At 60.7% G+C, this 24,105-nt stretch carries 22 protein-coding genes; 13 read left to right on the forward strand and 9 right to left on the reverse strand.

All coding sequences use genetic code 11. From position 1 onward, the window contains the following. Window positions 1-247: 247 nt before the first annotated feature. Window positions 248-1,018 carry a class I SAM-dependent methyltransferase gene (locus ACYVIT_RS23525; RefSeq protein WP_415808810.1) on the reverse strand — a complete coding sequence of 257 codons (771 nt, stop codon included), beginning with the start codon at window positions 1,016-1,018 and terminating at the stop codon, window positions 248-250. 99 nt (window positions 1,019-1,117) lie between these two features. On the opposite strand from ACYVIT_RS23525, the gene ACYVIT_RS23530 reads away from it, so the two are divergent. Continuing rightward, the gene (locus ACYVIT_RS23530; protein WP_415808809.1) at window positions 1,118-1,939 is read left to right on the forward strand and encodes a helix-turn-helix transcriptional regulator; all 822 of its coding nucleotides are present in this window, start codon (window positions 1,118-1,120) and stop codon (window positions 1,937-1,939) included. 14 nt (window positions 1,940-1,953) lie between these two features. Here ACYVIT_RS23530 and mutY read toward each other — a convergent pair whose 3' ends face one another. From mutY to ACYVIT_RS23545, 3 genes are all read right to left on the reverse strand, one after another. Continuing rightward, window positions 1,954-3,012 carry an A/G-specific adenine glycosylase gene (gene mutY, locus ACYVIT_RS23535; RefSeq protein WP_415808808.1) on the reverse strand — a complete coding sequence of 353 codons (1,059 nt, stop codon included), beginning with the start codon at window positions 3,010-3,012 and terminating at the stop codon, window positions 1,954-1,956. 271 nt (window positions 3,013-3,283) lie between these two features. Then, a complete protein-coding gene (locus ACYVIT_RS23540) occupies window positions 3,284-4,192 on the reverse strand; it encodes a cell division protein FtsX (protein ID WP_415808807.1) in 909 nt (302 codons plus the stop codon). Next, on the reverse strand, window positions 4,189-4,857 hold the full coding sequence (locus ACYVIT_RS23545) for a cell division ATP-binding protein FtsE (RefSeq protein ID WP_094819701.1): 669 nt from the start codon (window positions 4,855-4,857) through the stop codon (window positions 4,189-4,191). Before ACYVIT_RS23545 ends, ACYVIT_RS23540 begins: the two co-directional genes overlap by 4 nt. A 215-nt stretch (window positions 4,858-5,072) precedes the next feature. Between ACYVIT_RS23545 and ACYVIT_RS23550 the strand changes: the two genes are divergently transcribed. The 4 genes from ACYVIT_RS23550 to ACYVIT_RS23565 all read left to right on the forward strand — a co-directional run bounded on the left by ACYVIT_RS23550 (window position 5,073) and on the right by ACYVIT_RS23565 (window position 9,311). Next, complete coding sequence (locus ACYVIT_RS23550; protein ID WP_415808806.1) at window positions 5,073-6,089, forward strand: amino acid ABC transporter substrate-binding protein; 1,017 nt, start codon at window positions 5,073-5,075, stop codon at window positions 6,087-6,089. 128 nt (window positions 6,090-6,217) lie between these two features. Then, window positions 6,218-7,408 (forward strand): amino acid ABC transporter permease, encoded by a 1,191-nt coding sequence (locus ACYVIT_RS23555; RefSeq protein ID WP_415808805.1) that lies wholly within the window; start codon window positions 6,218-6,220, stop codon window positions 7,406-7,408. A gap of 1 nt (window position 7,409) precedes the next feature. After that, entirely contained in the window at window positions 7,410-8,510 is a 1,101-nt protein-coding gene (locus ACYVIT_RS23560; RefSeq protein ID WP_415808804.1) for an amino acid ABC transporter permease, read from the forward strand. A gap of 60 nt (window positions 8,511-8,570) precedes the next feature. Further along, entirely contained in the window at window positions 8,571-9,311 is a 741-nt protein-coding gene (locus ACYVIT_RS23565; RefSeq protein WP_415808803.1) for an amino acid ABC transporter ATP-binding protein, read from the forward strand. A gap of 138 nt (window positions 9,312-9,449) precedes the next feature. Here the strand turns inward: ACYVIT_RS23565 and ACYVIT_RS23570 are convergent, their stop codons facing one another. Beyond that, window positions 9,450-11,513: a TonB-dependent copper receptor gene (locus ACYVIT_RS23570; RefSeq protein WP_415808802.1), complete on the reverse strand. Its 2,064-nt coding sequence runs from the start codon at window positions 11,511-11,513 to the stop codon at window positions 9,450-9,452. 191 nt (window positions 11,514-11,704) lie between these two features. Here ACYVIT_RS23570 and ACYVIT_RS23575 point away from each other — a divergent pair, with 191 nt between their 5' ends. Further along, on the forward strand, window positions 11,705-12,733 hold the full coding sequence (locus tag ACYVIT_RS23575) for a Bug family tripartite tricarboxylate transporter substrate binding protein (RefSeq protein ID WP_460478298.1): 1,029 nt from the start codon (window positions 11,705-11,707) through the stop codon (window positions 12,731-12,733). A 17-nt stretch (window positions 12,734-12,750) separates the two neighbouring features. Here the strand turns inward: ACYVIT_RS23575 and glpK are convergent, their stop codons facing one another. Both glpK and ACYVIT_RS23585 read right to left on the reverse strand, forming a co-directional pair. Continuing rightward, window positions 12,751-14,292 carry a glycerol kinase GlpK gene (gene glpK / locus ACYVIT_RS23580; RefSeq protein WP_415808800.1) on the reverse strand — a complete coding sequence of 514 codons (1,542 nt, stop codon included), beginning with the start codon at window positions 14,290-14,292 and terminating at the stop codon, window positions 12,751-12,753. Window positions 14,293-14,423: 131 nt separating this feature from the next. Next, a complete protein-coding gene (locus ACYVIT_RS23585) occupies window positions 14,424-15,788 on the reverse strand; it encodes a DHA2 family efflux MFS transporter permease subunit (protein ID WP_415808812.1) in 1,365 nt (454 codons plus the stop codon). Between the two features lie 165 nt (window positions 15,789-15,953). Here ACYVIT_RS23585 and ACYVIT_RS23590 point away from each other — a divergent pair, with 165 nt between their 5' ends. The 4 genes from ACYVIT_RS23590 (at window position 15,954) to ACYVIT_RS23605 (ending at window position 18,374) form a co-directional block, all read left to right on the forward strand. Then, on the forward strand, window positions 15,954-16,142 hold the full coding sequence (locus tag ACYVIT_RS23590; protein ID WP_415808799.1) for a DUF3460 family protein: 189 nt from the start codon (window positions 15,954-15,956) through the stop codon (window positions 16,140-16,142). 32 nt (window positions 16,143-16,174) lie between these two features. Next, window positions 16,175-17,062 (forward strand): segregation and condensation protein A, encoded by an 888-nt coding sequence (locus ACYVIT_RS23595; RefSeq protein ID WP_415808798.1) that lies wholly within the window; start codon window positions 16,175-16,177, stop codon window positions 17,060-17,062. Window positions 17,063-17,095: 33 nt separating this feature from the next. Beyond that, complete coding sequence (gene panC / locus ACYVIT_RS23600; RefSeq protein WP_415808797.1) at window positions 17,096-17,938, forward strand: pantoate--beta-alanine ligase; 843 nt, start codon at window positions 17,096-17,098, stop codon at window positions 17,936-17,938. A gap of 202 nt (window positions 17,939-18,140) precedes the next feature. Continuing rightward, window positions 18,141-18,374: a LuxR C-terminal-related transcriptional regulator gene (locus ACYVIT_RS23605; protein ID WP_415808796.1), complete on the forward strand. Its 234-nt coding sequence runs from the start codon at window positions 18,141-18,143 to the stop codon at window positions 18,372-18,374. Between the two features lie 89 nt (window positions 18,375-18,463). Here ACYVIT_RS23605 and ACYVIT_RS23610 read toward each other — a convergent pair whose 3' ends face one another. Both ACYVIT_RS23610 and ACYVIT_RS23615 read right to left on the reverse strand, forming a co-directional pair. After that, entirely contained in the window at window positions 18,464-20,500 is a 2,037-nt protein-coding gene (locus tag ACYVIT_RS23610) for a PIG-L family deacetylase (protein ID WP_415808795.1), read from the reverse strand. A gap of 195 nt (window positions 20,501-20,695) precedes the next feature. Then, window positions 20,696-21,433, reverse strand: a complete 738-nt coding sequence (locus ACYVIT_RS23615; RefSeq protein WP_415808794.1) for a copper resistance protein NlpE N-terminal domain-containing protein — start codon at window positions 21,431-21,433, stop codon at window positions 20,696-20,698. A 179-nt stretch (window positions 21,434-21,612) separates the two neighbouring features. On the opposite strand from ACYVIT_RS23615, the gene ACYVIT_RS23620 reads away from it, so the two are divergent. The 3 genes from ACYVIT_RS23620 to zapD all read left to right on the forward strand — a co-directional run bounded on the left by ACYVIT_RS23620 (window position 21,613) and on the right by zapD (window position 24,067). Beyond that, window positions 21,613-22,485, forward strand: coding sequence for a prepilin peptidase (locus tag ACYVIT_RS23620; RefSeq protein WP_415808793.1), 873 nt, complete (start codon window positions 21,613-21,615; stop codon window positions 22,483-22,485). A 141-nt stretch (window positions 22,486-22,626) separates the two neighbouring features. After that, window positions 22,627-23,274 (forward strand): dephospho-CoA kinase, encoded by a 648-nt coding sequence (gene coaE / locus ACYVIT_RS23625; protein WP_415808792.1) that lies wholly within the window; start codon window positions 22,627-22,629, stop codon window positions 23,272-23,274. 40 nt (window positions 23,275-23,314) lie between these two features. Then, on the forward strand, window positions 23,315-24,067 hold the full coding sequence (gene zapD, locus ACYVIT_RS23630; RefSeq protein ID WP_415808791.1) for a cell division protein ZapD: 753 nt from the start codon (window positions 23,315-23,317) through the stop codon (window positions 24,065-24,067). Window positions 24,068-24,105 lie beyond the last annotated feature (38 nt).

Consider the following 24,105-nt stretch of genomic DNA (forward strand, 5'->3'; position numbering starts at 1 on the left):
CGCACTCAAGCAGATCTTCCAACCAGGCACCACGCCACCCCTACCGCATGCCCGGACCGATCGCTTTCGGGGGACGCGCAGGGCGTCCCCCGAAAGCAGCACCGCAAGATCTTTCTCTCTACCACCGCGGCTGCAGAAAAACGCCAAGCAAGATAGTCGTGCCAGCGATGCTGGGAACTCTAGTTGCCTCGGCTCGACGACCAACAGAACTCCACTCCCCCCGCAAAACACCACACAAGCCGACCCCTCACCCCTTACGCACCACCAACGTCGCCGTATCGCTAGTAAACGACCCATCACCCTGAATCTCAAAATGCTCACGCACCACATCCGGCGCAATCGCATGCAGGGCCCGCAATGCGGCGACGAGGACCTCGGGCGTACGCATCCGTGCCACCCAGGACGAGAACTCCAGCGGCAAACGTCGTAACGCCGTGCTTTGCAGCGTAAAACCCGCCTGCGTCAGTAACGCAGACCATTCCGCGATCGAATAATTACGCACATGGGAGGTATCACGCAGCATTTCGAACGTTTGCAGCCATGTGTCGAGTAACGCTTCGCCGGGCGAAACCACGTCTGCAAAGGCTGCGATACCGCCGGGCTTCAATACGCGTCTGGCTTCGCGTATCGCTTGTCCCGGGTCCTGCCAATGATGGGTCGAGTAGCGGCACAGCACCAGATCGAACTGCTCATCGTCAAATGGCAGACGTTCCGCCTTGCCCTGACAGGTATCCAGGTTATGCAATCCACGGCGGGTAGCTTCGGCGGCGACGACATCGAGCATGGCTTGGGACAGATCGTAAGCAGTGACATGTTGAACCAAGGGGGCAACGAGAAAACTCACATGACCGCCGCCGCAACCGAGATCCAAGACACGAGCCGTTGGCTGCTCCCGAGCGAGGCTGGCCAGTTGTTGCAGGTCTTCGCCCTGCGCGTGAACCGCGCTGGTCAAATATGCGGCGGCTTGCGGGCTGAACTGACGCTCGACAGCGGCGTCGTGAGAGGCAGAGAGGGTCATTAATGACTCCAAAAACGGCGTTGAGACAGATGGCATGACGTGCCAGGAGTTAAGATAAGTGCCCGTTGATACGCGTACAAGACCATTGTTTATCCTGGTATGAATGCTTCCCCCCAAGCCGGTTCACCGGCATCACATGACAGTTCGACTCGCCGCCGTCACGCCTTGGGCGAGTTCGTGCGCGCTGCAAGGGCGCGGATTACACCGCAGATGGCGGGGTTGCCGGAGGGCATGCGTCGCCGCACACCCGGACTGCGGCGCGAAGAGGTTGCGCAGTTATGCGGGATCAGCGTGACTTGGTACACCTGGATCGAGCAGGGGCGCGAAGTGTCGGTGTCACCCGCAGTGTGGGCGCGGATTGCCGGGGTGCTGCAGTTGGCGCGAGCCGAGCGTGCGTATCTGTTCGAACTGGCCGAGTGCGCGGATCCACAGCACCCGCGTGATGATGGCAGCGAGGCGCCCGGGTTGTTACGCGAGTGTGTGGATGCGATTACTGCGCCGGCGTATGTGCTGGATCGGGCATGGAATGTGTTGGTGCATAACGCATCGATGAGCGAGCTGTTTGACGATTGGCCCGTACGCGACCCTCAGCCGAATTTATTGCGTTATATCTTTCTCGATCCGGCCGCACGTCAGTTGGTGGTGGATTGGGATCAACGCGCGCGCCGTGTCGTGGCCGAGTTCCGGGCCGATGCAGGGGCGCATCTGGATGAGCCGGATGTGTTGACGCTGCTCGATGAGTTGAATCGAGACAGCGAAGTGTTTGCCCATTGGTGGACGCGGCACGCCGTGGTAGAGCGCGAAGGCGGCCTGCGTGAATTTCAGCACCCGCATCATGGCCGGCTGGCTTATCAGCAAACGACGTTTCGCTTGGCAACGCATCCGGATTTGAAATTGGTGATGTTGTTGAAGGGCGAGTGAGTAATCTGGAATTCCTACTCAGGCAAGCCTGCTTCCAGAAGCCCTTCCAACAGCTTGCGTATCGGTGCCGGCAGCGCCAGCGATGGCAGCTCCGCGAGGCTCGCCCAGCGCTGCGGCATCGCCGGCTCGGCTATGCTCGCAGCCAGGCTCACGGGCAGATACCACGGCTTGATATGCAATCGGTAATGCGTAAACGTATGCGCAAACGCCGCTAGCTCGTATCGTTGGGTGGGCTCCAGACCCAATTGCCGTGCGGCCTGAGTCGGATCGCCGCCCGCGTCGAATTCCGGCAAGCTCCACAAACCACCCCAGATACCCGGCGACGGCCGTTGTTCCAGCAAAATCGCACCATCGCGTTGCAGCACCAGCATGCCGGTCTGGCGTTCGGGTATGGCTTTGCGGGCCTTGGGCGTCGGGAGTTCGCTCTGGCGCCCATCACGGCGCGCGATACAGGTTTCGGATACAGGGCAGCGCGTACAGTCGGGTTTACCGCGTGTGCATAGCGTGGCACCCAAATCCATCAAGCCTTGGGTATAGGTCGCCATATTCAGGCCGGGCGCCTCGGCGACCTGCGCATCTGCCAGTGCCCACAAACGTTGTTCGACTTCACGCCGTGCGGGCTCGCCCTCGACACCGAAATGCCGCGTGAATACGCGCTTGACGTTACCGTCCAGGATGGGGGACCGCTCTCCGTAGGCAAAGGCCGCAATCGCGGCCGCCGTGGATCGGCCTATGCCCGGCAACGTGGCGATCTGCTCCGCGGTGGGCGGAAAGCGTCCGCCCCAGTCGCTTATGATGGTTTGCGCGCAACGGTGCAGGTTGCGCGCGCGTGCGTAGTACCCCAGGCCTGCCCAATAGGGCATGACCGTTTCCTGGTCGGCAGCCGCCAGCGTTGCAACGTCGGGGAACCGTTCCAGAAACCGCTGATAGTACGGAATGACCGTCGTGACCTGTGTTTGCTGCAGCATGATCTCTGACAGCCAGATCCGATACGGGTCTTGCGTATGTTGCCAGGGGAGTCCGTGGCGGCCGTGGCTAGCTTGCCAGGCGACGATGCGAAGGGCGAAATCCATAGCGCGGGATTATCGCACCCGCGCCAGCCAAGCAGCTCGTTCGATTTCAACGAGTACAGCGAGGCGCGGATACATGATTGGATGATTTAAAAAATGGCCTGACTATATATATGAGTTATGTAGTCATCGTCAGGGGCCATTCGTCGCAACGCGTCGCGCGAAACTTTTATTTTCTAGAAGTAACCAAAAACTAACGGTGCCTGTGAATTTTCCTGCCATGAGCCCGGAAAATCGGTCTCATGGCAAGGTCGGCATTTTAATGCGTCCCCAATTAAAATCGAGTGCTGCGGGTCACTGACCAGCGTGCCGCCAGTGCGCCCAGGATACCCGTGCCCACCACCGCAATCGCCAGTATCGGCAATCCCGGCAAATGCAGGGCAAAGTTTGCCCCATAACTGCGGGCGAGCCCCACCAAGGCGTTATTCAGTGGAGTCAGGGCGGCGGCCGCCGCGCCTATGGCAATCAACGCCGCCAACGCACCGGACAGAGCGCCCAGATACAGGAACGGCCGGCGGACAAAGGATTCCGTGGCGCCCACCAGGCGTGCAACAGCGATCTCCTCTCGTTGCAGCATGGCCTGCATGCGTACGGTATTGAAGACGGCTGCCAGCACAACAGCCGCGACGCATGCCGCCAGGAATATCAGGCCAACACGCGCAAAACGCAGAATGGCTTCCAGCCGCTGCACCCACGCGCTGTCCAGCTGCACCATATCGACGTGCTCCCATTTCTGCCAAGTCTCGGCGAGCGTGTTGGCACGCTCTGCGAGCTGTTCACCCTCGGTCAGCGTGGCGACCACCGCATCCGGCAGCGGATTGCCAGGTAACACGGCCAGGGCCTCATCCCAAGTGGGGTCGTTGCGCAACGAGGCCAGTGCTTCGTCGCGTGGCACGACACGTACGGCTTGCACCTGATCGGCATTATCGTCGCGGATGCGTTGCGCAATCGCGGCGGCAGCCCCATCGGGGGCCGACGTCTTCAGGAACAATGTGACCTCTGGCGTCACCGATACTTGGCGGGCGACCGGCTGGGCCGAGACCAGAATCGCCGCTCCCAATAGCGGCAAGGCCAGGGCCAGGGCCATGACCACCAGATTGGCCAACGAGGAAAAAGGCTGCGCCGCCAACCGGCGCAACGTCACTATCAGCGCATAGCGATGCAATCGCAACCAGGATTTCATTCGTGGGCTCCCGAGTCAAAGAACTTGCCGGGTTCCAGCCGCAGGGTGCGCGTAGCGTATTGCGCCATCAGGGCCTGATCGTGCGAAGCAATCAGTGTCGTGACGCCAACGCGATTGAAGTCGCGAAACACATTCAAAATGCGCCGCGCCGTGTCCTGGTCCAGGTTTGCCGTCGGTTCGTCTGCAATCAAGATCGCAGGCCGGTTCACGATCGCGCGCGCGATGGCCAGGCGTTGCTGTTCGCCACCAGAGAGCTCGATCGGGTTCATATCTTCTTTACCTGCCAGGCCGACCTTGTCCAGGGCGGCGCGGGCGCGCGCACTGGCAGGCCCATGCGCCTGACCGGTGACTGCCAGGGGAAGCATGACGTTCTGCAGGGCGCTGCGATCAAACAGCAAATGCGTGTCTTGCAGGATCACGCCCACCGCACGCCGCAGATAGGGCCGCGCACGTGCGGAGAGCTGGTCCAGACGCTGGCCATTGACCTGGATCGAACCCCGGCTGGCGGGCTCCAGCCCGCCGATCAGTTTTAGCAGGGTGGATTTGCCCGCACCCGACGCCCCTGAGACAAACAGGAATTCACCGGCGGTTACGCGGAAATTGATGTCGGCCAGGATATTACGGCCGCGCCCATACGATTTGAAGACGTGCTGGAATTCGATCATGGCGGCAAAAAAGGATGAAGCAGCAATAGTACCGTGTGTATTCCCGTTAGTGGGGCGTGTCACGCTTGTTGCACATTTCTTGTGTCCCCTTTTTTTGTGCAACTTGTCGAGGGATTTCCCCCATGTCCCCGAATATCTCCAACCGCTACCATCCCCGGCGATGCTTGAATTGACGGATTACGTTGCACAGCAAGCGTTTCTTACAGGAGATCCAAATGAAAGCACTAAAATTAGCCGCGGTGGCTGCTGCATTATTGGCCACTGCGGCGACCGCGCATGCGGGGGCCACTTTTGATAGCGTCAAAAAGAAAGGTTTCGTCCAGTGCGGCGTGTCCACGGGGATTTCTGGATTCTCCATGGCCGACAGCAAAGGGCAATGGCAAGGAATCGACATCGACATGTGCCGCGCCATCGCAGCCACGATGTTCAACGACGCGACCAAATTTAAAGTCACCCCGCTGAATACGCAGCAGCGTTTTACCGCACTGCAGTCCGGCGAGGTCGATGTGTTGACTCGTAATACGACGCAAACGCTGACGCGTGACACCACCCTGGGCCTGATCGGCGCCGGCGTGAACTACTACGACAGCCAAGGCGTGATGGTGTCCAAAGAACTGGGCGTCAAGAGTGCGAAAGAACTGAACGGCGCTACCGTTTGCGTTCAGCCTGGCACCACCACCGAGCTCAACCTGGCCGACTGGTTCCGTGGCGAAAAGATCGAGTTCAAGCCGGTCGTGATCGACAAGTACGACGAAATCATCCGCGCTTTCTCGGCTGGCCGCTGCGATGCGTTCACGACCGACAAGTCGCAATTGGCGTCGAGCCGTACCACGCTCGAAAACCCTGACAATTACGTCATCCTGCCGGAAGACTTCTCTAAAGAGCCGCTCGGTCCCATGGTGCGTCAGGGCGACGAGCAGTGGTTCAACGTGGTTCGTTGGACGCTGAACGCCATGATCGAAGCCGAAGAGTATGGCATTACGTCCAAGAACGTCGACGAAATGACCAAGAATCCCAATCCCAATATTCAACGCATCCTGGGCGTGACCCCGGGCATGGGCAAGAACCTGGGTGTGGACGACAAGTGGGCCTACAACATCATCAAGCAAGTCGGTAACTACGGCGAAAGCTTTGAGCGCACGCTCGGGATGAGCAGCCCCATGAAACTTGAACGCGGCCTGAATGCTTCGTACAAGAAGGGCGGCATTATGTACGGTTGGCCGGTGCGCTAAGCATCGCTGCCGGGCAAGACGGGATCAACCCGTCTTGCTTTGATGTCCGCATCATGCGGACGGCAGGAGTGAGGTGGCCTGCGGCGGGTCCCAGGCCATTCCTGTTTTGACTTCTGTAGAAGCTTTTCATGACGACAAACAACCCTCAAGCTCCAGTGGCCGCGCCCAAACGCCGCCTCAGCTGGAACGATCCCGGTGTGCGCGCCGTGGTCTATCAGGTTGTCGCGCTGGCCCTCGTTGCCTGGGCCGTGTGGTTCCTGGTCTCTAATACTCTGAATAACCTGCAAGTCCGCAATATTTCAACGGGTTTTGGCTTTCTCGATCGAGAGGCTGGATTCGCGATTGGCGAGACCCCCGTCGCTTATAGTCCTGCAGACACTTATGGCCGAGCTATTTGGATAGGCCTGCTCAATACGCTGCGCGCTGCGGTGCTGGGCATCATCTTTGCGACGATTCTGGGTACGCTCATCGGCGTAGGCCGTTTGTCCAAAAACTGGCTGATTGCCAAAGTCTGCTCGGTCTATGTCGAGGTGATGCGTAACGTACCGCTGCTGTTGCAGCTGTTCTTCTGGTACGCGCTGATTACCGAAAATATGCCCGGTCCGCGCCAGGCATACAACCCATTGCCTGGAGTGTTTATTTCCAACCGTGGCCTGAAGGTGCCTGGTCTGGAAGGCAGCTCCATGGACTGGATACTCGGCGGTTTGGCACTGGCGATTGTCGGCACGATTCTGGTGGCGCACTGGGGCAAGAAACGCCAAGAGGCCACCGGCCGGATTTTCCCCTTGGGGCGTGCAGCGTTAGCGCTGTTCATTGGCTTGCCGGTACTAGGCTGGCTCATCAGCGGCGCTTCGCTGTCGTTGAATATGCCCGAGCTGAAAGGTTTCAACTTCAGCGGCGGCTTGACGCTGTCGCCTGAGTTTGCCGCGTTGCTCGCGGGTCTGGTGATCTACACCGCTGCCTTTATTGCGGAGGTCGTGCGCTCGGGTATCCAGGCCGTGAACCATGGCCAATGGGAGGCCGCCGGCTCGCTGGGGCTGCGCCGTTCCCGCGTGCTGCGTCTGGTGGTGTTGCCGCAGGCGTTGCGCGTGATCATTCCGCCGATGACCAGCCAGTACTTGAACTTGACCAAGAACAGCTCGCTGGCCGTGGCGATCGGTTACCCCGATATCGTGTCGGTGGTCAACACCATGATGAACCAGACAGGCCAGGCGATCGAGGGCATCTTGATCATCATGGCAGCCTATCTGACCGTCAGCCTGTCGATCTCGATTTTCATGAACTGGTACAACAAGCGCATTGCGCTGGTGGAGCGTTGATATGAGTACGACTACGCCTATCCCCAGCGAAGGTTTGCCACCACCCAAAAACCAGGTGGGCCTGTGGCCCACGTGGAAAGAGCGCCTGTTCTCGTCTCCCTTGAGCATCCTGGCCACCGTGTTGACGGCCTGGATACTGATCATGGCGGTGCCCGCGTTGATCGATTGGGCATTCTTGCAGGCGGACTTTACCTCATCGACTGCGCAGGAATGCCGCAAGGCCGCAGGCGCGTGCTGGGCCTTCATTGCCGAAAAGCATCGTCTGATCCTGTTTGGCACCTATCCCTACGATGAACAGTGGCGGCCTCTGATCGCAACCATCATCTTGATTGGGGTCATCGTGTGCAGCGGCTTGCGCCGTTTCTGGAACGCACGCCTGGCGCTGATCTGGGTGGTGGGCCTGACGGCAGTGGCGGTGTTGATGTGGGGCGGTGTGTTTGGCCTGACCTATGTCGAGAACTCGTTGTGGGGCGGCCTGCCGCTGACTTTGATTCTGTCCACTTTCGGTATTGCTTTTGCTTTCCCGCTGGGTGTGCTGCTGGCTCTGGGCCGTCGATCAAGGATGCCGGCCATCAAAGCCTTGTGCGTCGTGTACATCGAGTTGATTCGCGGCGTGCCGCTGATCAGCCTGTTGTTCATGTCCTCGGTCATGTTGCCGCTGTTCTTGCCGGTGGGTTTCTCCATCGACAAGCTGTTGCGCGCGCAGATCGCCATCATCATGTTCGCGGCGGCCTATATCGCCGAGACTGTGCGGGGCGGCTTGCAAGCCATTCCAAAGGGACAGTACGAGGGCGCCGATTCGCTGGGGCTCAACTACTGGCAGCAAATGCGCAAGATCATCTTGCCGCAGGCGCTGCGTATTGTGATTCCGCCTTTGGTCAGCATCTTTATTGCGCTGTTCAAGGACACGTCGCTGGTGGTGATCATCGGTATTTTCGATCTGACACTGGCTGCCAAGGCTGCGCTGTCGGATGCGGCATGGCGCGGCTTCGGGATTGAGGCCTACGTATTCATTTCACTGATTTATTTCGTGTTCTGCTTTTCGATGTCGAAATACAGCCAACGTCTGGAAACGCGTTTGGCGGCCGGACAGAAACGATAGTTGCCTGGTCCGAGGCCGCCCATGGCGGCTCGGGCAGGCGCACCTTTTGGGAGTACAGGCATGAGTGATGCCATCATCCGCTTGCAGAACGTGAACAAGTGGTACGGTCAGTTCCACGTGCTGCGCAATATCAATCTGGACGTGACGCCAGGCGAACGTATCGTGATCTGCGGCCCGTCGGGCTCGGGCAAATCGACGATGATCCGCTGCATCAATCGTCTGGAGGAACACCAGCAGGGTCAGATCATTGTCGATGGCACGGAGTTGACCAATGACCTGAAGCAGATCGAAACCATCCGCCGCGATGTCGGCATGGTGTTTCAGCACTTCAATCTGTTTCCGCATTTGACTGTGCTGGAAAACCTGACGTTGGGGCCGACGTGGGTGCTGAAGAAATCGCGTGCCGAGGCTGAGGCTACGGCTATGAAGTATCTGGAGCGTGTTCGTATTCCAGAGCAGGCCAACAAGTATCCCGGTCAGCTGTCAGGCGGCCAGCAACAGCGTGTGGCGATTGCGCGGTCCTTGTGCATGAGCCCCAAGATCATGCTGTTCGATGAGCCGACCTCGGCGCTGGATCCGGAAATGGTGAAAGAAGTGCTGGATGTGATGGTGACGCTGGCCCAGGAAAGCGGCATGACCATGCTGTGCGTGACGCACGAAATGACGTTTGCGCGCAAGGTGGCTGATCGTGTCATCTTTATGGATCGCGGTGAAATCATCGAGCAGAACAGTCCGGATCAGTTCTTCGATAATCCGCAGAACGAGCGTACGCAGCATTTCTTGAGTCAGATTCTGCATTGATTGCTCGTGGCTGCCGTTGGTGCGTCAGTGGCGTAGGATGGGGGCAGGGGTTCTATTGGACGTCGAGGCGCGCCGACATGGTCTCTGCCCCGCCTCGACGTCCAACGGAACTCGATCCCCTCCATCTTTCAACGAAAACTAGTAAATCACAGCCACCCGCGCCCACACCGCACGCCCAGGTTCGTTAAAAGCAGTATTCCCCGAGTATCCAAACCCTGCATTGCCAGCTCGATTCAAATGCTCGGTGTAGGTCTTGTTCAGTAGATTGTCTATCCCGGCTGTAAGTTGAACATGTTTGTTCACGGCATAGCCGCCGTTGACGGAAAGCACGCCGAATCCGCTGCTCGCACTGAAGTCTTTGCCGGCAGCATTGCCTGTGTTTAACGCGTAGCGGTGTTGCGGTGCGACCAGGCGCCACAAGACGCCCGCCGTCCATATGCCATCGTCATAGCTTGCCATCAGGCGAGCATCCAGCGGCGGGATCTGAGGCAAGGGTCGGCCATCGCTCGTGTTCTTGGCCCAGGCATAAGCCACGGTGGCTGTCGTCGTCCAGGTGCGCGAGAGTGCATAGCGAGTGCCGAATTCGCCACCGAAAATGCGTGCGTCGATGTTGGTGGCTTGTGTGCCGCCCATCATGCCTGTTGCGGGATATCTCAAAAGGATGAAGTCATGGATGTAGCCCGCATAGGCCGAGGCCCACGCGCTGAACGCTTCGGTTCTGTACTGCGCACCTATATCCAACTGCGTGGTTTTCTCCGGCTTGACTCCCTGAAATGCGTTGACCGACCCTTGGGGGCCGCGGCTGGGGGGAAACAGTTCCCAATAATCCGGAAAGCGCTCGACATGTCCAAGCCCGACGTACCACGTCGCAGGGGCCGTCGCCAGATCGTGCTCGTAACGCAGAAAGCCGCTGGGCAGTGTGTCAGTGCGGCGTTCGCCCGCGGTGGGGTTGGGCATACGCGTGATAGGGCGTTTCGTGTCGCGTAAATCAGTGGTCTGCGCCCAGTCCATGCGCGCACCGGCAATGATTCGTTGTGCGTCTTCTACGAGATGCCACGTCATCTCGCCGAACAGGCCAGTGTTGGCAAAGGTAGCATTCGTGTTCCAGGATTCACGGCGATACGATGCCGTGTCTGTGCCGCGACGTACACGGTGTCGGCTGCGCTGAAAATCCAATCCCGTGATGACGCTGGTGTGATCTGACAGGGTCCAGGTCCCAGCGACCCGGCCGCCCCAGGTGGTGCGATTGACGTTAGACGCAAGCCCTGAGGACATGGAGCCCATACGGTCGGGCACGCGTAGCGTGAAGTTGTCCATGACATGATTGGCATCGTTGTAATACATCTGCGCTTGTATGGCGCTCAACGTATCGCCCAAGTTGTCTTTTTCGAAACGAAAGCCGACACTCTCTCGCTTGAACTGTGTCCCGTCCATGCCACGGCTGGCATAACGCGCCTCGCCATCGCCGGTGCCGGCCGTCAACTCGTAGCGCGTGTCGGCGTCGGGAGTGAAGCCTAGCGTCAGCTCGGCACCCCATTTGTCCCAGCGCGAAGGAACGGTGTTGCCGTCGCCGTCCTTGTAGTCTTGAGAGTGCGAGTGATTGGCCGTCACGCGGGCGTATGTCTTGTCATTGCCCATGGTCAGGTCCGCGGCTTGGTCATTGCGCCCAAAGGAGCCGCCAACCAGGCTGCCATCGAATCGAACCCCCGACTCGGTAAAGCGCGGTGTGTCCCGATCGAACTTGACGGTGCCAGCCGATGCGCCCGGCCCCCACAGCACGGTCTGAGGGCCCTTAATGACCGTCAATTGATCAAAGTTCGACGGCGAAATATAAGACGTTGGCGGATCCATTCGGCCGCCGCACGCGCCAGGCATGGAGGTGCCATTGCTCAGGATGTTCAGGCGCGAGCCAAAGAGTCCGCGCAATACCGGATCGCTGTTCGTGCCGCCATTGCCAATCGCGGAGAACCCGGGAATGGTTTTCAGATAGTCGGTTCCATCGCTGGCTGGCAGGGGTTGGCGAGGCAGCTTTGGATCGGTGACAAAGATCAGCGGCGCGCTCGGTGACGTGCTGGTGATGACGATGGGGCCGGGCTGATAAACAGCGCCAGGCGCGTCCTCAGCGTGAGTTGCGGCGGGATGGATGCACATCAGTGCAGCGGCAAGGTGGCTCACGTGGAGCCAAGAGGGGGGATTTTGCATGAGGACACAGCGTGGTGTGAACAGGGCCAATGCGGACAGGTACCCCATTCGACAACAGGCGTGTACAGGAACAGCATTTTTGTGTTCAAAATAGGACCGCACGTCATTCTTTGCTCGATTCGCCTGGCGGCTTGAGATCGCATGGAGTATGCTGCGGGCCTTACAAAAACCCATGCCATGGAGACAACGCCATGTTTCAATCACCATCGCATTCACTTGTTTCGACGGTGCGCCGCACGCTGGTGCTCGGGGCTGCCGCTGTCGTGACCGGGCTGGCCAGCATCGCGCCAGCAAGTGCGCAAGACACCGATTTCCCCACCAAACCCTTGCGCTTCATCGTGCCTTATCCGCCCGGCGGGCCGCTGGATTCTTCTGCGCGTTTGCTGGCCGAGAAAGTCCGTGCCTCGCTGGGGCAGCCCGTCATCGTGGAGAACCGCGCCGGCGCGGGCGGTAACATCGGCGCCGATCTGGTCGCGAAGGCTGCGCCAGACGGCTATACCCTGGTCATGGGCGCCGTGGCGACGCACGCCATCAATCCCTGGCTGTTCGCCAATTTGCCGTACGACCCCATCAAGGATTTCGCACCGGTCACCATCGTGGCGGCGGTGCCGAATGTCCTGGTGATGAACGTCGATTTCGCCAAAGCCAACCGCATCAACACGCTGGCCGACCTGATCGATTACGCCAAGAAAAACCCTGATCGCTTGAACTACGGTTCAGGCGGCAACGGCAGCGCCGGCCATCTGGCAGGAGAGTTGCTCAAGGCACGCGCCGGCGTCCAGGCCGTGCATGTTCCCTATCAAGGGGCGTCGCCAGCCCAACTGGCGCTGCTGGGTGGGCAGTCGGATTTCATGTTCGACAATCTGGCGGCCTCGGCCCCCATGATCAAGGACGGCAAGGTCAAAGCCCTGGCTGTTACGACCCTGCAGCGTTCGTCGCTTCTGCCTGATGTTCCTACGATGGACGAGGCCGGTGTCAAAGGCTTCGACCTGGGGACCTGGTTCGGTATCTTTACCACCGGCGGCACGCCGCCCGATGTGGTGGCAAAGCTGAACAAAGCCTATGCAGATGCCATGCGCCAACCGGATATCCGCGAGCGTCTGCTCGCCATGGGTTCGGAGGCGCAGCCTATGACCGCCGAGGCTTTTGCAGAGTTCGTGAAGAAAGAAAAGGCCAAGTACCAGGAAATCGTCAAGCTTTCCGGCGCCAGCCTGAATTAAGGGCTCCGCCCGGGCATTCAGTTGCCTGGGCGCGCCCAGCCTTTGGCGTGCTCCACGGCCTGGCGCCAACGCGCCAACCTTGCTGTGCGCTGATCCGCGCTCCACTGCGGTTCAAAGCGGTGTTCGGCTTCCCATTGACTGGCAAATTCGTCCAGTCCCGACCAAAAGCCGACGGCCAGTCCTGCCAGCCCGGCTGCGCCGCGCGCAGTGGATTCCGACACCCGCGGCCTGACGACAGCGACACCCAGCAGATCGGCTTGCATCTGCATCAATAGATCGTTGCGCGCCGCACCGCCGTCCACACGCAGTTCCGACAATTCAATGTTGCTGTCGGCCTTCATGCAGGTCATCAACTCGGCACTTTGCAGTGCGATGGCTTCCAGCGTGGCTCGCGCGACGTGAGCGTGTGTCGTGCCGCGAGTCAGCCCGACGAGCGTGCCGCGCGCATAAGGATCCCAGTCGGGGGCTCCCAAGCCTGCAAAGGCGGGGACCAGGAACACATCGTCCGTGTCGGCTACGCTGGCTGCCAAGGCCTCAATCTGGTCGGAGCGTTGGATGATCTTCAGGCCGTCGCGCAGCCATTGCACGGCGGCGCCTGCCATGAAGACTCCACCCTCAAGCATGTAGGTGGGGGTCCCGGCAGAAGACCCGGCGTCATTCGAGCTGTGCTTGTCGGCAGGCAGTCCCCAGCCTATCGTCGATAGCAGGCTGTTGTGTGACACGACAGGTCTATCGCCAACATTCATCAGCATGAAGCATCCCGTGCCATAGGTATTTTTGGCCATGCCTGGCTTGAAGCACGCCTGGCCAAAGGTCGCAGCTTGTTGATCGCCTGCAACGCCGGCAATCGGAATGGAGCCGCCAAACCAGTCAGGCAGCGCGTGACCGATCACGGCGCTGCTGGGGGCGATCGATGGCAGGACGCTGCGTGGAATGTCGAGCAAGGCCAGGATCTCGTCGCTCCAGTCTTGTGTATGAATGTCGAATAACAGGGTGCGCGAGGCATTGCTGGGGTCTGTGCTGTGCACATCGCCGCCGGTCAGATGCCAGATCAGCCAACTGTCTATCGTGCCAAAAGCGACCTCACCCCGTTGCGCGGCTTTGCGTGCGCCGGGGACGTTATCCAGTAACCATGCCAGCTTGGTGCCGGAAAAATACGCATCCAGCACCAGTCCCGTGCGTTCCTGCAGCAACTTGTCATGGCCCTGCGCGCGCAGTTGATCGCACAAGGGCGCAGTACGGCGGTCTTGCCAGACCAGCGCATGCGCCAGCGGTTGGCCGGTGGCACGATCCCAGATCAATGTGGTTTCACGCTGATTGGTGATGCCGATCGCCGCAATGTCGGCCGCGGTGGCGCCGGCATTGCGCAGCGCGATACGGGCGACCTCCAACTGGCTTTGCCAGATTTCGTTGGCATCGTGCTCTACCCAACCCGGATGTGGGTAGTGCTGCCGGAATTCGCGCTGGCCCAGGCCGCGGGCCGTGCCTTGGCGGTCGAACACGATGGCACGTGAGCTGGTGGTGCCCTGGTCCAAGGCCAGGATGAACGATTTGGTCATATTGCTCGGGCCCCAGGAAATGCGTTGTCTCGTGGAATGCTGTTTTTGATCTGCCTATATCCGCAAGTATGACCGACGTTGCGAACGAGGGGTAGTCGGCTCTGCAGCGATGACCGGGCACAGCTGGCGGGCTAGGCCTGCCGCAGTTGCGCACCTGCCGTTTTCGACAAGCGCTGAAACGAGAACGTGGCGGCCGAGCACAGGACGCCGATGACCACAAAGGCCACCATGACGTCGCCGATCGCGACTCTGTCGGCGCCGCGGGCCGCGATGCTGAGATTCAGCGTGACAGCCGCGACGCCGACGCCCAGGCTGATGCCCAGTTGTTGCGCCATCGCTGCGAAACTGCTGGCCCGGCTCATGCGTTCAGGCGACATGTCGGCATAGGTCAAGGTGTTGACGGCGGTGAACTGCAGCGATCGGAAGAATCCGCCCGCGAGCAAAATCGCGATCATCAACCAGACAGGCGTCGTGGGCGTAAAGGCGGCGCAAGCAATAATGAACACCCCGGTCAACACGGCATTGATCGTCAGCACACGGCGAAAACCAAAGTGTTGCACGATAGGGGTGGCGACGAATTTCATCAACAGGGCGCCGGCCGCGCTGGCAAAGGTAATCAGGCCGGCGGCAAAGGGCGTCATGTTGAAACCCACCTGCAACTGGACAGCCAACAAAAATGGCATCGCGCCTACGGCGAACCGGCAAAGATTGCCGCCCAGCACTGAAATCGCAAAGGTTGGCTCACGCATCAGCGTCAGGTCCAGAATGGGGTGCTCGGCGCGTTTGGCATGCAGCACATAGAGCCACCCGCAGATCAGCCCGACCGCGGCCAGGCCGATGACGGCAGCCGGTGGAATCAAGCTGTGTCCCAATGCCTCAAAGGCGCTGACCAGCGTGGCTAGACAAACGGCGCTCAGCAGAAAGCCCGGCCAATCCAGGCCTGGCACCGAGGCTTCGCGGATTTCGGGGACATAGCGCCGAACCAACATGATTCCGATCGCGCCGATAGGGATATTGATCAGGAAAATCCAGTGCCACGACATGTAAGTGACCATAAATCCCCCTAGCGGCGGCCCGATGACAGGCCCGAGCAAGGCGGGGATGGACAGGAACGACATGGCTTTGAGCAGGTCTTGCTTGGGCACCACGCGCAGCAAAATGATACGGCCGACCGGCACCATCATCGCCCCGGCAATCCCCTGGGCAATCCGGGCCAGCACCAGGTGGATCAGGTTTTGCGAAAGCGCGCAGGCCACCGAACTGAGCGTGAACAGGGCGATGGCCGCCATGAAAACGCGCCGGGCGCCGTAACGGTCGGCGGCCCAGCCGCTGACAGGGACAAATACCGCCACCGCCAGCAGATAGGACGTGATCGCCACGTTGAGCCGCACCGGCGTCGATCCCAGCGCCTGAGCCATCGCCGGCAGCGCGGTCGCCACGACGGTGGAGTCGAGCATCTGCATGAACAGCGCGCATCCCACGATAAAGGGGATCATTCGGGCTGCGCGAGTGGTGTCCTGGGCAGCATCGGGTGGCGAGGCAGTACTGGCGGATTCGGGGGGCATGTCGGCGAGAGGTTCGAGGGCCTGTCGATTGTAACGCCGAGTTTTGGCCCGGCTGAAGTAAACTTGGGTTATCCGTAACCTGTTGACGCTGGTGTCATGGCCAAGAACTACGAATCCGAAATCACTCTCTTCCTCAAGGACTACAAGGCATCGCACCCCGATGTCGAGCAGCGCCAGCTCGAAGGGCGTGCCCGTCTGTGGGACAAGCCGCAGGATCCCGAGCTCCTCGAAGGCTTTCGCGCCGCTCGCGTGGCGCAGAGGCCTTACGTGTACCAAGCCGACTGATTTTCAGTCGGCGACGCTCGTAACGCGCTCTGATGCCCTCCAAACCGCCGGTTCCCGGCGATGCAATGGCCGCTCTGGTGGAACCCCCGGTAGACAGCACGCCTGATGTCGTCGATACCGTCGCGTTCGCGCGCCTGTACGGCGAGCCGCTGTTTCAGCTGCCCACCGATCTGTACATTCCGCCGGATGCGCTGGAAGTCTTTCTCGAGACTTTCGAGGGCCCGCTCGATCTGCTGCTGTATCTGATCCGCAAGCAGAACTTCAACGTGCTCGACATTCCCATGGCGGATGTCACGCGTCAGTATCTGTCCTATGTCGAGCAGATCCGCGTGCACAACCTGGAGTTGGCGGCCGAATATCTGCTCATGGCGGCCATGCTGATCGAGATCAAGTCACGCATGTTGCTGCCGGTCAAAAAGACCGACACTGGCGAAGAACCCGAGGATCCACGGGCCGAACTGGTACGCCGCCTGCTCGAATACGAGCAGATGAAACTGGCCGCCCAGAAGCTCGATGCCATGCCTCAATTGGGCCGAGATTTCAAAAGCGCTCAGGCCGTGGCGGACATCAGTTTCGAACGCATGCAGCCCGAGGTCAATCTCGACGACCTGCGTGCGGCATGGGCCGATATCCTCAAGCGCGCCAAGCTCAATCAACACCATCACATCACTCGTGAACAGCTCTCGGTGCGCGATCATATGACGCACATTCTGCGCCGTCTGAACGACGTACGGTTCATGGAATTCGGTGAACTGTTCATGGAGCGCATCCTCGAAGGGGCCCCCGTCGCCGTGGTGGTGGTGCACTTCATCGCCATGCTGGAACTGGCGCGCGAATCGCTTCTGGATATCACTCAGGCCGAGCCCTATGCGCCCATATACGTGCGCCTGGCCTATACCAGCGTTGCCGCCGCCGCGTGAGCGCGTGGCGAGCCCTCGTCTTCGGAGAATCTTTTGAAAGTCGTTCACACGATTCAGGAATTGCGTGACCATTTGCGCGGGCAGAACCGCGTGTCGTTTGTGCCCACCATGGGCAATTTGCACGAGGGTCATCTGGCCCTGATGAAATTGGCGCGCCAGCACGGCGATCCGGTGGTGGCCAGTATTTTCGTGAATCGTCTGCAGTTCGGCCCTAACGAGGACTTTGATCGATATCCTCGCACTCTGCGCGATGACATCGAGAAACTCGAACGCGAGCGTGACGTCTATGTGCTGTTCGCGCCCGACGAGCGCGAGATGTATCCCGAGCCACAAAGCTATCGTGTGCAGCCGCCCGATGATCTGGGCGATATTCTCGAGGGAGAATTCCGCCCCGGTTTTTTTGGCGGTGTCAGCACCGTCGTTCTGAAGCTGCTGTCCTGCGTGCAGCCGCGCGTGGCCGTATTTGGCAAAAAGGATTATCAACAATTGATGATCGTGCGTCAGATGTGCCGGCAATTCCAGTTGCCCGTGGACATCGTGGCGCATGAGACGGTTCGCGCCGAAGACGGTCTGGCCTTGTCCTCGCGCAACCGCTACCTGTCGACCGAGGATCGTGCCGAGGCGCCTGCACTGTACGCCGCCCTGCAAAGCATCAAACAACGGGTCGCCGCCGGCGAACATGATTTGTCCGTGGTCGAGCAGGAGGCGATGCAGGCCTTGGCCGGGCGCGGCTGGCAGGTGGATTACCTGGCTGTACGTCGCCAGCGCGATCTGCAACGTCCCGAGCTTGCCGAGATCGCGGCGGGCGAACCTCTGGTAGCGTTGGCTGCTGCCAAACTGGGCGCGACGCGTTTGATCGACAACCTGGAGCTGTAAGCCCGAGGCGGCCGCCATCGATTGCACAGGGTTTTCGCCCCGGCCAGTCTTCGGATCGAGCCGTTTCACCCGGCGCTGGCGCGCCGCTTGGATACCCTCAGATAGTGTGAGTATTTTGTCCGCCTGTCAGGACTGACAGTTGTTGGGACTGCGCATGCCCTGGCAGACTCTCTTGCAATACCGCGATGCACAAGAGAGACAGATGTCGAATTTCCCTGCGCTGCCCATTACTGCGGCTCGTTTATTGACTCCTCGCGAATGCGAGGTCGCGTCGTATCTGGCGACGGGGCGGCCTAACAAGGTCGTCGCGATTGAGTTGGGTATTTCATTGCGTACGGCCGAGGCGCACCGGGCACGCATTTTCCGCAAACTGGGCGTACGCAATACGGTGGAGCTGGCATGCAGCCTGTGCCGTCATGGCGGCTGCAGTCGATGACTGGAGGCGTTGCACTGCTGATAAGGCGCTGTCCGGCTGCTGCGGGCGATGAGCGGCAGCGGCAGATCGATCGCCGTACCCCCGATAGATCACTGTACCGCGGCTGCCGAGGTGGCTATCGTATTCACGCCAGACGTTGCCAACATCCCGGGCTCGCTCGCGGCCATACCGATAAACGGTCCGCCGCCGGCGTCGGGCAAGGCGCCTATGGCCGTCGCTGTTGCCCAAACGCCATCACGGTTGCGTGCCATCACCTGATACGACTGTATGCGCCCGGCGCTGCGGGCCACGACATACAGGGTTCCGTGCAGCGAGCGCATGGCCGGCAGCGAGGCGGCTTTGGCCTCCAGTTGAATTGCCTGTCCGTCGTCAATCAACCAGAGCGGTCCATCCGGGCGTTCCAGCACGGCGACAAGGACCTCACCGTCGTGGTCCAAGCCGATAGCGGGTTTACCCACGTAGCTCACACCCAGATCGGTGATGGCTGCCCGGCGTACCTCTGCAATATCCGCCGCATCGGCAGCCTGTGGCGCAGGCTGAATGATGCGCACCAGGTGGCGATTGTTCCGGTCGCGCAGGTACAACTCTATCTGCCCTTGGCTATTGCGTATTGCGGCCAGTCCGCCGTCGCTGACAGGCGTGGGCACGCGTTGCCAGGGGCTCCAGCTCACGGACTGCTCGCGGCGTTGGGCGCTCATGTATACATGGCCAGCTCGATCGGCCGCAAAGGCGACGAAACGGCTGTCGGGTGTTTTGGCAATGGCGGCGTTGCCTCGCGCGTGAGGCAGGGCAGGCAGGGCCTGCCACGCAGACCATCCACTATCCAGGCCTTTGAGGGCCGTCCAGTAATACAGGCCATCGTTGCCCATGGCAATGGCGGCCGCGTCGCCATGGGGCGCAACTGCAGGGGAGCGGGTCACTCGCAGGCCCGCCATGGCCTGCCAGCCTTTCCAGGATCCGTCGCGGTTTTGCTTGTTGACCCACAGCCCGCCCAAGGTATCGCGAGCAAAGAGGCCTGCCGTCGCATCGGGATAAGCAAAGGACACGAGCGGGCCGGCAGTGCGTCCGCCCAGCGTATTCCATCGACGATTGCGGCCGTCCCACATATTGACGGCATCGTTGTTTTCGCCCGCCGCAAATAACATCAGGCCCCCTTGGGAGTCTGAAAACAGGTCGGGGGCCACGTCGTGGCGCGACACATAGTACGAGCGTTTCACCCACGCCGCAGCGGGGCCGGCCGGCTCCTGGCACCCCTGCTGTCCCGAGCAGTAGTGGTAATCGTCCCAGGCATAGCGTCGGAAGATCTCGGATTTGACCGTGGCCTCGGCATCGGCCAGATTGGCCTCGTGTTCCTGGCTGGGATAGTCGATATAGCCCGTTTCCGCATAGTTGCCGGGGGCCTGGGCAATCGCCTCGCGGACCAGCCGGGCGCTGGCAATGTGATCGGGATGCCCATGGCCTGCACAACGCCAGCATAGCTGGGTGTAGGGCACGGCAATGGTGTCGTCCAGATGACGCACCGTGGTCGGGTTGTATCCGCTGATGATATTGGCCAATGTGCGTACCAGTTCATCGCGCGTGTAGACGTCGTGATAGGGGCCCAGCGTGTCCGCCGTCATGTTGGCGACGGACTCCATGCGGCTCAACGGCGTCAGGCTGCCCCAGCCTTTGCCCAGCCAGGGGTCTTTCAGGCGCATATGCCACAGCTGCACATGCGGGTTGCCTTGCAGGGTAAAGCGCGCGATATGGTAGGTGCCGACTTGCACCGTGTCTTCTTTCCATAGGTCGGGCTGCTTGGCCATGTAGGCATAGGCGGCACGTACGCCGCGCTCGCGGCCCAGCATATAGCCTTCGCCTTCCCCGGCATCGCTCGCAGTCAGATATACCACTTGCACACAGGCTCCCGCCTGAATGTTCGACGCAATATCGGGGTTCATGAACAGCAAGTCGTCATCCAGATGAGCGACAAACGTCAGGTCTTTAATGCCGTGACATTCGCTCAAGGAGGGCGGGGCGGGCGAGATGAGTTCGGGGGCGGCATACGCCTGGGAAAAGATCGCAAACCCGAGCAGCCATGGCAACACGAGGCGCATGGCGCGAGCAGCGCTGACGAAGATGGAATGCATGAAGGAGTCGGCAGCCGATAACTCGATGCCGAAGGGGCAGGCATCGCATGCCGCGCCCTCCAGTCACGCGATGCCAGCGGCACAGGGAGAGGGTGCGCGGCGAGTGTAGCCGGTTGCCCGCCGTTGCGCTATCGGGTGTTGCTATGAGACAGCAGGTCTAGGGATATCCCTGCTGTCAGGTCCGATGCCGGAATGTCAGGGGCACTTGGGCGCGGCCTGTTGCGACAGTTCGTCGATGGGGTCCAGGTCTGGCTGGCGCGTCAAGCTGTAATTCAGGTTGGGGGTGACGCCCAATACCGATCTGACGCGCAGCACGTTATTGGCCGCGACGACAAATTCCACGCGCTGATTACCGGAAGCATCCGCCAGGAATACTCTCGGCGGGCGTTCGGAGGTCACATCCCAGCAGCCTTGTTCGGTCGAGGGCGTGGCTTGGTTGCCCGCGTTATCCAGATAGGCTGAACGGCTGCGCCAACGACCGTTGGGAGCCAAGGTCAGCGTGACGCGCTGGGCGGCGCATTGCGCCGATGGGGACATGCACGGCAGCGTGCCCATATAGGTCTGAGCCTGAGGCACGAGCGCATGAGCCGCTGCCGAGGTGCTGCCCGCGGCCGTGGCGGCGGCTTCTGCCTGAGCGTCGGCGATGGCGGCTTGTTGAGCCGCTTGCTCCGCGGTCGGAGCGGACTTGCGAGGCTGGCCTGGCGGCGGTGCTTTCAATTCGATCTGCAATTGCGAGGGGGCTTGCACCAGTGGGAGGTAGCCGGCCCCTTGCCCTTGGTACTGTGCATCTGTGACAGTGCTCTCTCGCGGCGGGTTGTAGTATCCCTCTGAGCGTTGCTGCGCGCAGCCGGCAGCCATCGTGGCCCCCGCCAGGATGGTCGCGATCAGAGTCAGGGAATTTCGGCGAAACGGAACAGGCGCGGAATCGGACATGGCAGGCGCAGCATGAATAGTGAATATGTCCCGAATTCTACGCATTTATGTGCGCCTCCGATACGGCTGGATGATCGATGGCGCGTGGCTGAATGGTCACGGCCCGTTTGAACAATTTCCCGCATGCCGGAATAATGGCGCCTTTCCTGGTGAGCCCTCGCGGCCGTGTTCTGATTGCTATGTGGCACACCTTTGCTATCGATCCTGTCTGGGCTGTCGCGCTGGCTACCGTGTTTGGCCTGTTGGTCGGCAGTTGGCTGACTGTAGTCGGCCATCGGCTGCCGCGCATGATGGAGCGAGACTGGCTGCAGCAGGTCCAGGAATCCCAGCAAGGGCAGCAAGACAGTCTCTCGAATGGCCCTGATGCGGTGCCCGCGCGTTCTTCCTATAGCTTGTGGCGGCCAGGTTGGCATTGCCCGCTCTGTGCGGCGCCGGTGCGGGGCTGGTGTCGCGTACCGCTCGTGGGTTGGATCCTTGCCCGCAGGCGCTGTCAATCCTGTCGGCGCAATATCGGCTGGCGCTACCCGTTGACCGAGATCCTGACCGCGTTGCTGTTCGGCCTGTGTGCATGGCGTTTCGGGCCCACGCCGATTGCCCTGTGTGCCATGGGGCTGTGTGCGGCGCTGGTGGTGCTGTCCTGGATCGATTTGCAGACCAGCCTGCTGCCCGACGCGATCACCTTGCCTCTGGTGTGGGCCGGGTTGCTGATCAACCTCAATGGCGCGTTGGCGCCTTTGCCGCTGGCGGTGCTGGGAGCGGCGGTGGGCTATGTTTTCTTGTGGCTGTTGTTTCACATGTTTCGTTTGCTGACAGGTCGCGAGGGCATGGGCTATGGCGACTTCAAGCTGCTGGCGGCATTGGGAGCTTGGTTCGGCTTGGCGGCGCTTCCCTCATTATTGTTGGTAGCATCGCTGACCGGGGTGCTGGCCGCCGGCTGTCTGCGCCTCACAGGCCACGCGCAACGAGGCCAGGCATTGCCTTTCGGTCCCTACTTGGCGCTGGCAGGGATTGTGGCATTGTTTGCGGTGGCTGGGCGCTCTGCGTGGTTCTGAGCGCGCGGCGTGGCACGCCATCGCATGCTGAAGGCTTGGGCGTTGCTGCCGGACATGCCTGCAGCGTATGCTGTCCTCGAGCATGCAGGCCCGTCGCTTACCGGGCCCTGGTAATGACCAAGACTCTCTGGGTGATTTAGTATGTACAAAATCGGCTTGACCGGCGGGATTGGCTCCGGCAAGACGCGGGTGGCCGATATGTTGGCCGAGTGGGGCGCAGCGTTGGTCGATACCGATGCCATTGCCCATGCCCTGACTGCACCGGGTGGTGAGGCGATGCCCGCTATCGTCGAGGCGTTCGGGATCGAGGCTTCTACCGCTGAGGGGGCGTTGAATCGTGCCTGGATGCGGGACTTGGTATTTCGGGAACCGCAGGCTCGTGCGCGCCTGGAAGGCATATTGCATCCCCTCATCGGGCTGCATACGGAGCGTGCCGCCGCACAAGCCCAGGGCGTGTACCTCGTGTACGTCGTGCCGCTATTGGTGGAATCCGGGCGTTGGCGCGACCGGGTCGATCGCATCTGCGTCGTCGATTGCGATCCGGAAACCCAGGTTGCCCGGGTGCAGGCACGCAGCGGGCTGACGCCAGAAGCTATCCAGCGTATCATGGCGGCACAGGCCGCGCGGGATACACGGCTGGCGGCAGCGGATGATGTCATCGTGAACGATGGTGCGACCACTGCAGAACAGTTACGCGCGCGGGCAAAGGCTCTGCACGACCGCTGGAGCCACATGGCGGCGGCATCGCGCCGGCCGCACCGTAATGGTGTGGACGGCTTCCCTGAATAATCCGGCCCACGGGCCGATCACCGACAGGCCTGTAGCAAGCGTGATTCTTTTCGAATATCCATTTAACGAACGCATCCGAGCCTACCTTCGGCTGGAATATCTGTTCGATAGGCTTTTCTTTTTCGCCGGCGAAGGCGAACCCCATCATCACCAGATCGCTGTCTCGACCTTGTTCGACATCCTGGATGCCACCGAACGGGCCGACGTCAAGACCTCCGTACTGCAGGACCTCGAACGCCAACGCATGGCGCTGGTCGCATTGCGTGATCATCCAGGTGTCGCGCAGGATGCCCTGGAAGCCATGCTGGGCGACATGGAGCGTACGGTCAGCGCGTTGGCCGGCCAAGGCCGTGCTGGCCAGCCTTTGCGCGAAAACGAATGGTTGATCAGCCTGCGCGGCCGCCTGGCCGTTCCCGGAGGCGCCACCCAGGTCGATATGCCGTCCTACCATGCGTGGCAACACAAATCCGAGGCAGACCGTGCCGCCGATCTGCAAGCCTGGATCGCTCCGTTGCGGCCTCTATACGATGCGGTCGCCATGGCGCTGCGTTTGCTGCGAGAGTCAGGGCGCCGCACCGATATCGTGGCTGAGCAGGGCGGTTATCAGCAAATGCTGGCGGGCAAACTATTCCAACTGTTACGCGTCTGGGTGGACCCCGCCCGCGGCGTTTTTCCGGAAATCAGTGCTAACAAGTACATGATCTGGATCCGCTTCTCGTCCCAGGACGGCGATGCCAAACCCCAGCAAGTGGCAAAAGACATCGAGTTTCAGATGTCGCTTTGCAGCGCCTAGCGTTTCTGGACGGATCTGATATCTGTTGCGGCGTATTT

The sequence above is a fragment of the Bordetella muralis genome (assembly GCF_054781015.1).

Bases quoted from the DNA above. Each gene is read 5' to 3' on its own strand.
- ACYVIT_RS23525 (WP_415808810.1), bottom strand. From the start codon at position 1,018: ATGACCCTCTCTGCCTCTCACGACGCCGCTGTCGAGCGTCAGTTCAGC.
- ACYVIT_RS23530 (WP_415808809.1), top strand. From the start codon at position 1,118: ATGAATGCTTCCCCCCAAGCCGGTTCACCGGCATCACATGACAGTTCG.
- mutY (WP_415808808.1), bottom strand. From the start codon at position 3,012: ATGGATTTCGCCCTTCGCATCGTCGCCTGGCAAGCTAGCCACGGCCGC.
- ACYVIT_RS23540 (WP_415808807.1), bottom strand. From the start codon at position 4,192: ATGAAATCCTGGTTGCGATTGCATCGCTATGCGCTGATAGTGACGTTG.
- ACYVIT_RS23545 (WP_094819701.1), bottom strand. From the start codon at position 4,857: ATGATCGAATTCCAGCACGTCTTCAAATCGTATGGGCGCGGCCGTAAT.
- ACYVIT_RS23550 (WP_415808806.1), top strand. From the start codon at position 5,073: ATGAAAGCACTAAAATTAGCCGCGGTGGCTGCTGCATTATTGGCCACT.
- ACYVIT_RS23555 (WP_415808805.1), top strand. From the start codon at position 6,218: ATGACGACAAACAACCCTCAAGCTCCAGTGGCCGCGCCCAAACGCCGC.
- ACYVIT_RS23560 (WP_415808804.1), top strand. From the start codon at position 7,410: ATGAGTACGACTACGCCTATCCCCAGCGAAGGTTTGCCACCACCCAAA.
- ACYVIT_RS23565 (WP_415808803.1), top strand. From the start codon at position 8,571: ATGAGTGATGCCATCATCCGCTTGCAGAACGTGAACAAGTGGTACGGT.
- ACYVIT_RS23570 (WP_415808802.1), bottom strand. From the start codon at position 11,513: ATGCAAAATCCCCCCTCTTGGCTCCACGTGAGCCACCTTGCCGCTGCA.
- ACYVIT_RS23575 (WP_460478298.1), top strand. From the start codon at position 11,705: ATGTTTCAATCACCATCGCATTCACTTGTTTCGACGGTGCGCCGCACG.
- glpK (WP_415808800.1), bottom strand. From the start codon at position 14,292: ATGACCAAATCGTTCATCCTGGCCTTGGACCAGGGCACCACCAGCTCA.
- ACYVIT_RS23585 (WP_415808812.1), bottom strand. From the start codon at position 15,788: ATGATCCCCTTTATCGTGGGATGCGCGCTGTTCATGCAGATGCTCGAC.
- ACYVIT_RS23590 (WP_415808799.1), top strand. From the start codon at position 15,954: ATGGCCAAGAACTACGAATCCGAAATCACTCTCTTCCTCAAGGACTAC.
- ACYVIT_RS23595 (WP_415808798.1), top strand. From the start codon at position 16,175: ATGCCCTCCAAACCGCCGGTTCCCGGCGATGCAATGGCCGCTCTGGTG.
- ACYVIT_RS23605 (WP_415808796.1), top strand. From the start codon at position 18,141: ATGTCGAATTTCCCTGCGCTGCCCATTACTGCGGCTCGTTTATTGACT.
- ACYVIT_RS23610 (WP_415808795.1), bottom strand. From the start codon at position 20,500: ATGCATTCCATCTTCGTCAGCGCTGCTCGCGCCATGCGCCTCGTGTTG.
- ACYVIT_RS23615 (WP_415808794.1), bottom strand. From the start codon at position 21,433: ATGTCCGATTCCGCGCCTGTTCCGTTTCGCCGAAATTCCCTGACTCTG.
- ACYVIT_RS23620 (WP_415808793.1), top strand. From the start codon at position 21,613: ATGTGGCACACCTTTGCTATCGATCCTGTCTGGGCTGTCGCGCTGGCT.
- coaE (WP_415808792.1), top strand. From the start codon at position 22,627: ATGTACAAAATCGGCTTGACCGGCGGGATTGGCTCCGGCAAGACGCGG.